We start from the raw sequence: 8,688 nt of genomic DNA, 5'->3' as shown, positions 1-8,688 counted from the left end.
GTCGGCTACATCGATTTTTCAGGAAACATGGATACCTGCATCGCGATTCGGACGATGGTCGTCCAGGGCGAAGACGTCTACATCCAGGCCGGCGCCGGCATCGTCGCCGATAGCGACCCCGCCCGCGAGTTCGAAGAAACCGAAAACAAAGCCCGAGCCCTCCACGAAGCCCTCCGCGCCGCCGCGGGGGATTTGCTGTAGGCTTAAGGTTTACAATTACTTATTTAATATTAAATGTTAAATGCGAATCAGGAGTTGAAACGTCAAAAACAGGGCAAAATGTCACCACTCGGCTTTGACCGAAGGCATAGTCATCCCCGCGCAGGCGGGGATCCAGCCGTCAGATTGGCATTTTTCTGGGTCCCCGCCTTCGCGGGGATGACTTGTTCGTTATGCAATGCGCAAAACTCAATGGTTTCTTAAGTAGTTATGCACTCCCACATCACGCGGAACACGCATTCCAACTCCTGATTCGCATTATTTAATATTAAATGTTAACTAGTTAACCCCGAACCCAACCCCATGCCTCCGTCCACCGCCCCGACTGTCGTCGTCTCCGGCATCCAACCCTCGGGCACGCTGCATATCGGCAACTACTTTGGCGCCCTGCGGCAGCACATCCGGCTGCACACGCGGCACGAGGCCTACTACTTCATCGTCAACTACCACGCCCTGACGAGCGTGCGCGATGCCGACCTGCTCCGGCGGTATACGCTGGATGTGGCGCTCGATTACCTGGCGCTCGGGTTCGACCCCGAGAAGGCCAGCCTGTTCGTCCAGAGCGATGTCCCCCAGGTCACGGAGCTCGCCTGGATTTTCTACAACCTCACGCCGGTCTCCGCACTCGAAAAGGGGGTGTCCTATAAAGACAAGGTCGCCCAGGGGCTGTCGCCCAACGCCGGCCTGCTGAACTACCCCGTCCTCCAGGCGGCCGACATCCTCATCTACGGCGGCACGCTGGTGCCCGTCGGGGCGGACCAGAAGCAGCACATCGAGATGACGCGCGACCTCGCGATGCGCTTTAACGCCACCTACTGCCTGGAGGACGATCCGATCTTTCCCGTTCCCGAGCCGCTCATCCTGGAAGACGTGGCCGTGGTCCCGGGCGTCGACGGGCGGAAGATGTCCAAGAGCTACAACAACACGATCGGCATCTTCGACGAAGGGGCCGACCTCAAAAAGAAGATCATGGGGATCGTGACGGACTCTACCCCGCTCGAAGAACCCAAGGATCCTGAGAAAGACAACGTCTACGCCCTGATAAAGCTCTTCGCCGACCCGGAAAAAGCGCGTGAGGTCGCCAGCGCCTACCGCGCCGGCGGTTACGGCTACGGCCACGCCAAAAAGGAATTGCTCGGCCTCATGACCGCCTACTTCGCGGAGGCCCGCGAACGCCGGCGGGAGCTCGCCGCGCGGCCCGACTACGTCCGCGACGTCCTCCGCCAGGGCGCCCTCCGCGGCCGCGCCCGCGCCGAGACGTTTATGGAACGCGTCCGCGAACGGACAGGCCTACTCACCACGATCTGACCGCCATGATCCTCGTCATCGACAACTACGACTCGTTCACCTACAACCTCGTCCACCTCATCGGACGCGAGACGCCCGACATCGTCGTCCACCGCAACGACGCGCTCACGGTGGCCGAGGCGCTGTCGCTGGCGCCGGCCGGCGTGGTCATCTCCCCCGGCCCCGGCCGGCCCGACCAGGCCGGCATCACGATGGACCTCATCCGCGCCGCGGGTGCCGCCGGCATCCCGGTGCTGGGCGTGTGCCTTGGCCACCAGGCCATCGGGCAGGTGTACGGGGGGGATGTCGTGTATGCTCCTAGCCTCATGCACGGCAAAACCAGCGTGATCGAGCACAACGGCGTCGGCCTTTTCGCCGGCCTCGCCGAACCCTTTGAGGCCACGCGGTATCACTCCCTTGTCGTGGACCCCGCCACCCTGCCGGATGCGCTTGAAGTGACGGCACACACGGGCGACGGCATCATCATGGGGCTCAACCACAAAACCCTGCCGGTCTGCGGCATCCAGTTTCATCCGGAGAGCGTGATGACGCTCGCCGGCCCCGCGATGATTCGCAACTGGCTCCGTGTCGTCGACACGCGCGCCGCCACCCCCTTCGCACCGAGCTTCTCATGACCGACATCCTCTCCGCCATCGCCGCCGGCGACCTCCTCTCGCAGACTCAAGCCGAACAAGCCATGCACGCGCTCATGCGCGGCGAAGCCGGCCCCGAGCAGATTGCCGGCCTCCTCATGGGCCTGCGCGCCCGCGGCGAGACCATCGACGAACTTGTAGGCTTCACCCGCGTGATGCGCGAGTACGCCGTCCGCGTGGACTCGCCCGACCCCGACGCCATCGACCTCTGCGGCACCGGCGGCGACCGGAGCGGGACGTTCAACATCTCCACCGCCGCCGCCTTCGTCTGCGCCGGCGCCGACGTCACCGTCGCCAAACACGGCAACCGATCCATCTCCTCCCAGTGCGGCTCCGCCGATGTGCTGACGGCGCTCGGGGTGGATATCGAACTCGGAAAAGAAGGCGTCGAGTACTGCCTACGCGAGGCCGGCATCGCTTTCCTCTTCGCCCCCTACTTCCACCCCGCCCTCCGCCACGTGATGCCCGTTCGCCGCGCGCTGGGCGTGCGCACCTTCTTCAACATCCTGGGGCCGCTGTGCAACCCCGCCGGCGTCCGCCGCCAGCTCGTCGGCGCCTTCAGCGTCGACGTCGCCGAGACGATGGCGACCATCCTGAACCGGCTTGGCGCCGAACACGTCGTGGCCGTCCATGCGGACGACGGCCTGGACGAGCTCTCGACCACGGGCCGGACGACGGTCTTCCAGGTCCGTGGCGCCGGCCGCCGGCCCCCGCAGTCCGAACGCGTCTCGCCGGAATCGTTTGGGATCGACTTCGCGACGGTCGACGCCCTCCGCGGCGGGACGGCGCAGGAAAATGCCGGCATCCTCACCCGTGTGCTCGACGGCATCCGCGGGCCGCACCGCGACGTGGTGCTCCTCAACGCGACTTATGCGCTCACCACCTCCGGCCGCTTCGCCTCCCCCGAAGAAGCCATGGAGGCCGCACGCGAAAGCATCGACGCCGGCACCGCCCGCCAGGCCCTCGCGGCGCTCATCGAGGCCTCCCGCGAGGCGCCCAAACGCGAGGCGGATTGAGATGAACATCCTGGACCGCATCGTAGTCGCCACACGAGACCTCGTCGCCGAACGACGACGCGAGACGCCGCCCGCCGCGCTCGAAGCCCTCCCCGGCTTTCACGCGCCCATCCGCTCCCTCGAACAGGCGCTCCGCACCGACGAGCTGGCCATCATCGCTGAAATCAAAAAAGCCTCGCCGTCCAAAGGGGTGATCCGAGAGGATTTCGACGTGGCCGCTATCGCACGCGCCTACGCGGCCGGCGGCGCCAGCGCGCTGTCCGTCCTCACCGAGCCGCTGTTTTTTCAAGGCGCGCTCGCCAACCTCGGCATCGCGCGGGGTGCAACCTCCATCCCGTTGCTGCGCAAGGACTTCATCATCGACTCCTACCAGCTTCTTGAAGCCCGCGCCTACGGGGCGGATGCCGTATTGCTGATCGCCACGATCCTCGATCGAACGCAGCTGCACGACCTGCACCAGGCCGCTTCCGACCTCGGGCTGGAGGCCCTCGTCGAGGTCTACGACGCCGGCGAGCTGGATCGGATCGACTTTACGCAGGTCCGCATCCTCGGCGTAAACAACCGCGACCTGCGGACGTTTGAAGTCGACCTCGGCCATTCGGCCCGTGTCTTCGCGTCGGCGCCGGCCTCGGTCGTCCGGGTCTCCGAAAGTGGGATCGAGACGGCAGAGGACCTCGCCTTCGTCCGCCGGCACGGCTGCGACGCCGCCCTCATCGGCGAGTCGTTCATGCGCGCCGCCGACCCCGGCGCCCGGCTCGCCGAGGTGCGCGCCGGCCTCCGCGCCCTGCTCGCGTCATCAACCTGATCCGTAGCGCCATGCGAACCCGCGTCAAAATCTGCGGTATCACCACCCTCGCCGACGCGCGCTACTGCGCCGGCGCCGGCGTGGATTACCTCGGATTTATCCAACATCCCCCCAGCCCTCGGTATATCTCACCGGCCGGCGCGGCCGAGATCATCGGCTGGCTCTACGGAATCACCTCCGTGGGCGTCTTCGTGGACGCCACGCCGGCTGAGATCCACGCCGCGGCCGCAAAGGCGGGGTTTACGATGATCCAGCTCAGCGGCGACGAGAGCGTCGACCACTGCCGGCAGATCGACCTCCCGGTGATCAAGACCCTGCACGTCCGCCCCGACACGACCCCTGACGCCCTGCGCCGGCAGATGGAGGCGTTCCAGCCCCACGTCTCCGCCTTCCTGCTCGACACCGCGAAGGCCGGCCTCCGCGGGGGTACGGGGCAGGCGTTCGACTGGAACGTCGCGGCCGAGCTGAGCGCCTCGTTCAACCTGTTCGTCGCCGGCGGGCTCCATGCCGGCAACGTCCGCGAGGTCATCCAACGGGTGCATCCCTTCGGCATCGACCTCTCCAGCGGCGTCGAATTCGCCCCGGGCATAAAAGACTTCGACAAGTTGGCCGACCTCTTCGAAACCCTCGACGGCATCAACGCCTCGTCATCCACCTGAGCACGCACCCGTCATGCCCACCCCAACGATAGACGCACTACCTTACGCCGCCCCGGGCGCCGACGGCCACTTCGGCCCGTACGGCGGCACCTACGTGCCCGAGATCCTCATCCCGGCGCTGGAGGAGCTGAAGCGCGCCTACGCCGAGGCGTCGAACGACCAGGAGTTTATGGAGACGTATCATAGGCTGCTGCATGACTACGTCGGTCGGCCGACGCCGCTCACGTTCGCCGAACGGCTGACGGAACGGTTCGGCGGGCCGAAGATCTACCTGAAACGCGAGGATCTCTGCCACACGGGCGCCCATAAAGTCAACAACACCATCGGCCAGATCCTCCTCGCTCGGCGGATGGGCAAGACGCGGATCATCGCCGAAACCGGCGCCGGCCAGCACGGCGTGGCCACGGCCACCGTCTGCGCGAAGTTCGGGATGCCGTGTGTGGTGTACATGGGCGCCGAGGACACCGCCCGCCAGCGGCTAAACGTCCACCGCATGCGGCTGCTGGGGGCGGAGGTGCGCCCCGTGACCAGCGGGAGCCAGACGCTCAAAGACGCCACAAACGAGGCGATCCGGGACTGGGTGACGAACGTCGCCGATACGTTTTACATCATTGGATCCGTCGTGGGCCCCCACCCCTATCCGATGATGGTGCGCAACTTCCACCGCGTGATCGGGGACGAGACCCGCCGGCAACTGCGCGACCGCGAGGGCCGCGAAACACCCGACGCGGTCGTCGCCTGCGTTGGCGGCGGCTCGAATGCGATGGGCATCTTCTACCCGTTCATCGACGACGCCGGCGTGGCGCTGCACGGCGCCGAGGCCGCCGGCGAAGGGCTGGATGGCCGGCATGCCGCCACCCTCACGGCCGGCTCGCCCGGCGTGTTGCACGGCGCGATGAGCTACCTGCTGCAGGATTCCGAGGGCCAGGTAGAGATCGCGCACTCGATCTCGGCCGGACTCGACTACCCGGGCGTTGGGCCTGAACATGCCTACCTCAAGGATCTACGCCGCGTGACATACCACGCCGTCACCGACGCCGAGGCGCTGGCCGGCGTGCGCCTCCTGGCCGAGTCCGAAGGCATCATCCCCGCCCTCGAAACCGCCCACGCCGTCGCCGCGCTCGACCGGATCGCCCCCGGCATGGGCCGCGACCAGATCATCGTCCTGAACTGCTCCGGGAGGGGCGACAAAGACATGGAAACCATCGCCACCCATCTGTTCACCGCATAAGTCTGGACCTCCATCGCATGCACGCATCCACCACCCTCCGCTCGGCGATCGAGGCCGCCGGCGCCCGGGGCGAAAAAGCCATGGGGCTGTTTCTGACCAACGGCTTCCCGGAGCGCAACGCGACGTTGCCCATCCTCCAGGCCGCCGATGAAGCCGGCGCCGACTTCATCGAGCTCGGCATGCCCTTCAGCGACCCGCTCGCCGAAGGGCTCCCCATCCAGCGATCCAGCGAACGCGCCCTCAAGCAGGGCATCCGCATGAGTGATGCCTTCCGCCTCGTCGAAGCCTTCCGCCGCACCAGCCAGACGCCACTCGTGCTGATGGGGTACATCAACCCCGTCCTTCGCTATGGCGTCAGCAACTTTTGCCGGGATGCGCGCTCTTCAGGAGTACAGGGGCTCATCCTGCCGGACCTTCCCCCGGAGGAACGGGAGATCGTCGATGCCGAGGCCCGTGCGCAGGGGCTGGACCTCATCAGCCTCATCGCCCCCAACTCCTCCGACACCCGGATCGCCGCGGTCGACGCCGCTTCGCGCGGATTCGTTTATGCCGTGTCGATGACCGGGCTCACCGGAACGCAGATCGGTGGGATGGACGCCGTCCAGGCCTACCTCGAACGCGCCCGCCGGCTCGTGACCCGCAACCCGCTGATGGTCGGCTTCGGCATCCGCACCCACGCGGACGCGATGCGGCTGTCGGCCCATACGGACGGTTTCATCATTGGCTCGGCGCTGATCGAGATGACCGACCGCACCTGGGCGGATGTCTCGCTGGCGCCGGAGGCCCGCCTCGATGCCGTCCGACGCTTCGTCCACGCCCTTAAATACGGCGATTCGGAAACCTGAGCGCCACCTCCTACATTAGGACCATGCACACTCCGCCGAAATGCGATATGCCCTACCTTCGCCCGTTTGTACGCACGTTCGCCGCGCCCTTGCTGCTGCTGATGACCGCGGTGGCCGGCGGCTGCAACATCAACATCTCCGATGACCACCGCCCGCTGGCCGCTGGACCGGAAGGGAAGATCACCATCGCGATCGACTCGGTCCAATGGATTGGCCCGATCGGCGATGCTATCCGCGAGACGCTCGGCGGGCCCATCTATACCCTGCCCGCACCCGAGCCGGCGTTTGACATCCAACAGATTTCCATCCGCACGGACCTCATGTTCGAGCAGATGAAACGGCAGAAAAACGTGGTCATCGTCGCCCCCCTCAGCGACACGACCGCCGAGGCGCGCTTCCTCCAGGCCCGGTTCGGGGAGGGCGTGCAGGGCCTCATCGACTCCGGCGAAAGCGCCGTCGTTTCCCGCGAAGACCTCTGGCGACGCGACCAGCTAGTCGTCTATATCGCAGCCGCCACCCCCGACAGCGTCGCCGCGGCGATCCGGGCCAAGTCCGAGGACCTGCTGTATGTATTCAACAAGATTACCCGGGAACGGCTGACGATCGAGATGTTCCAAAAAGGCCGGCAGGCCGAAATCGAAGAACGCCTCATGGAGAAACACGGGTTCGCCGTGAACGGGCAGCACGACTACTTCGTCGCCGTCGACACGACCAACTTCGTGTGGCTCCGCCGCGTCATCTCCTCGGAGACCTGGCGCAGCCTGTTTGTTTATTACGAAGAAAACGGCCAGCCTTCCGATCTGTCGGCGGAGTGGATCTATGCCCGGCGCGACTCGCTCACGCGGCAGTACATGCAAGGCACCGAGGCCGGCTACGTCGAAATCGACCGTCGCCGGCCGCTGGTCACCGAAAACATCAACTTCCTCGATCGGTACGGCTTCGAAACCCGCGGCCTCTGGCAGATGGTGCTCGACTCCGATGGCCGGACCTTGCAAATGGGCATGGGCGGCTCGTTCGTGACGTACGCTTTTTACGACCAGGAGTCCGGGCGCAACTACCTGATCGATGGAATGATCTTCGCGCCGGGGTATGAGAAGCGGGAGTTCCTTCGCCAGATGGAGGTGATCGCCCACACGTTCCGTACGGCCCCGCCGGCCGCCGAGGCGCTCGCGACTCGATTCGAATAAGCCCCGCACTCCACGTTTTTCGCCTTCGTATTCACACGTACCCATGTCCACTTCGTACAAGACCGAACGGAGCGCCCGCCCGCTTTCCGCTTCCGGTAATCCCGTGTTGCGGCTCGGGCTCCCCAAAGGGAGCCTCCAGGATGCCACCTTCGAACTGCTCAGCAAGGCCAGCTTCCACTTTCGGATCGGCGACCGCGCCTACGTCCCCTCGATCGACGACGACGAACTGTCCGCCATGCTCGTCCGTGCCCAGGAAATGGCGCGATACGTCGAGGAGGGCGTGTTCGATGCCGGCATCACCGGCAAGGACTGGGTGATTGAGACCGACGCGCAGGTCGTGACCGTGTCCGACCTCGTCTACTCCAAGCGGAGCATGCGCCCCGTGCGCTGGGTCCTGGCTGTACCTGAGGATTCCGACATCAACTCGGTGTACGACCTCGAAGGGAAGCGGATCGCGACGGAAGTCGTGAACATCACCCGAAAGTGGCTCGCTGAACACGGCGTGAACGCCGAAGTCGAGTTCTCCTGGGGCGCCACCGAAGTAAAGTGCCCCGAGCTGGTCGACGCGATCGTCGAGGTGACGGAAACGGGCTCGTCGTTGCGAGCGAACAACCTGCGGATCGCGCAGGTCCTGCTGGAATCGAACACCCAGCTGATCGCCAACAAAGCGGCCTGGGCCGACCCCTGGAAGCGGCGCAAGATCGAAAACATCGCCATGCTCATGGAAGGCGCCATCCGGGCGGAAGGGCGGGTGGGGATGAAGATGAACGCTCGCCGGGAGGATGT

The 8,688-nt window shown here is 65.5% G+C and carries 10 protein-coding genes; all 10 read left to right on the top strand.

Annotation, left to right across the window (positions count from 1 at the left end; all coding sequences use genetic code 11):
• Window positions 1-201: chorismate-binding protein (locus SH809_08995; GenBank protein ID MDZ4699827.1), on the top strand; the 201-nt coding region annotated here is incomplete at its 5' end.
• A 321-nt stretch (window positions 202-522) separates the two neighbouring features.
• Window positions 523-1,527, top strand: coding sequence for a tryptophan--tRNA ligase (gene trpS / locus SH809_08990; GenBank protein ID MDZ4699826.1), 1,005 nt, complete (start codon window positions 523-525; stop codon window positions 1,525-1,527).
• A 5-nt stretch (window positions 1,528-1,532) separates the two neighbouring features.
• The gene (locus tag SH809_08985) at window positions 1,533-2,141 is read left to right on the top strand and encodes an aminodeoxychorismate/anthranilate synthase component II (protein ID MDZ4699825.1); all 609 of its coding nucleotides are present in this window, start codon (window positions 1,533-1,535) and stop codon (window positions 2,139-2,141) included.
• Entirely contained in the window at window positions 2,138-3,175 is a 1,038-nt protein-coding gene (gene trpD, locus SH809_08980; GenBank protein ID MDZ4699824.1) for an anthranilate phosphoribosyltransferase, read from the top strand. Before SH809_08985 ends, trpD begins: the two co-directional genes overlap by 4 nt.
• Window position 3,176: 1 nt before the next feature.
• Entirely contained in the window at window positions 3,177-3,980 is an 804-nt protein-coding gene (gene trpC, locus SH809_08975) for an indole-3-glycerol phosphate synthase TrpC (GenBank protein MDZ4699823.1), read from the top strand.
• A gap of 11 nt (window positions 3,981-3,991) precedes the next feature.
• Complete coding sequence (locus SH809_08970) at window positions 3,992-4,639, top strand: phosphoribosylanthranilate isomerase (protein MDZ4699822.1); 648 nt, start codon at window positions 3,992-3,994, stop codon at window positions 4,637-4,639.
• A 13-nt stretch (window positions 4,640-4,652) separates the two neighbouring features.
• A complete protein-coding gene (gene trpB / locus SH809_08965) occupies window positions 4,653-5,870 on the top strand; it encodes a tryptophan synthase subunit beta (protein MDZ4699821.1) in 1,218 nt (405 codons plus the stop codon).
• Between the two features lie 17 nt (window positions 5,871-5,887).
• On the top strand, window positions 5,888-6,715 hold the full coding sequence (gene trpA / locus SH809_08960; protein ID MDZ4699820.1) for a tryptophan synthase subunit alpha: 828 nt from the start codon (window positions 5,888-5,890) through the stop codon (window positions 6,713-6,715).
• Between the two features lie 47 nt (window positions 6,716-6,762).
• Window positions 6,763-7,902, top strand: coding sequence for a DUF4837 family protein (locus SH809_08955; protein MDZ4699819.1), 1,140 nt, complete (start codon window positions 6,763-6,765; stop codon window positions 7,900-7,902).
• Window positions 7,903-7,945: 43 nt separating this feature from the next.
• A partial coding sequence (gene hisG, locus SH809_08950; GenBank protein MDZ4699818.1) for an ATP phosphoribosyltransferase occupies window positions 7,946-8,688 on the top strand: 743 nt, incomplete at its 3' end.

Source organism: Rhodothermales bacterium, from assembly GCA_034439735.1.
GTDB lineage: Bacteria > Bacteroidota > Rhodothermia > Rhodothermales > JAHQVL01 > JAWKNW01.
Note: the sequence above shows the minus strand (reverse complement) of the source record. Positions and strands in the feature narration are given on the sequence as shown.

What these genes read in the sequence shown, in the direction of transcription:
- trpS (MDZ4699826.1), top strand. Translation starts at nt 523, where the DNA reads ATGCCTCCGTCCACCGCCCCGACTGTCGTCGTCTCCGGCATCCAACCC.
- SH809_08985 (MDZ4699825.1), top strand. Translation starts at nt 1,533, where the DNA reads ATGATCCTCGTCATCGACAACTACGACTCGTTCACCTACAACCTCGTC.
- trpD (MDZ4699824.1), top strand. Translation starts at nt 2,138, where the DNA reads ATGACCGACATCCTCTCCGCCATCGCCGCCGGCGACCTCCTCTCGCAG.
- trpC (MDZ4699823.1), top strand. Translation starts at nt 3,177, where the DNA reads ATGAACATCCTGGACCGCATCGTAGTCGCCACACGAGACCTCGTCGCC.
- SH809_08970 (MDZ4699822.1), top strand. Translation starts at nt 3,992, where the DNA reads ATGCGAACCCGCGTCAAAATCTGCGGTATCACCACCCTCGCCGACGCG.
- trpB (MDZ4699821.1), top strand. Translation starts at nt 4,653, where the DNA reads ATGCCCACCCCAACGATAGACGCACTACCTTACGCCGCCCCGGGCGCC.
- trpA (MDZ4699820.1), top strand. Translation starts at nt 5,888, where the DNA reads ATGCACGCATCCACCACCCTCCGCTCGGCGATCGAGGCCGCCGGCGCC.
- SH809_08955 (MDZ4699819.1), top strand. Translation starts at nt 6,763, where the DNA reads ATGCCCTACCTTCGCCCGTTTGTACGCACGTTCGCCGCGCCCTTGCTG.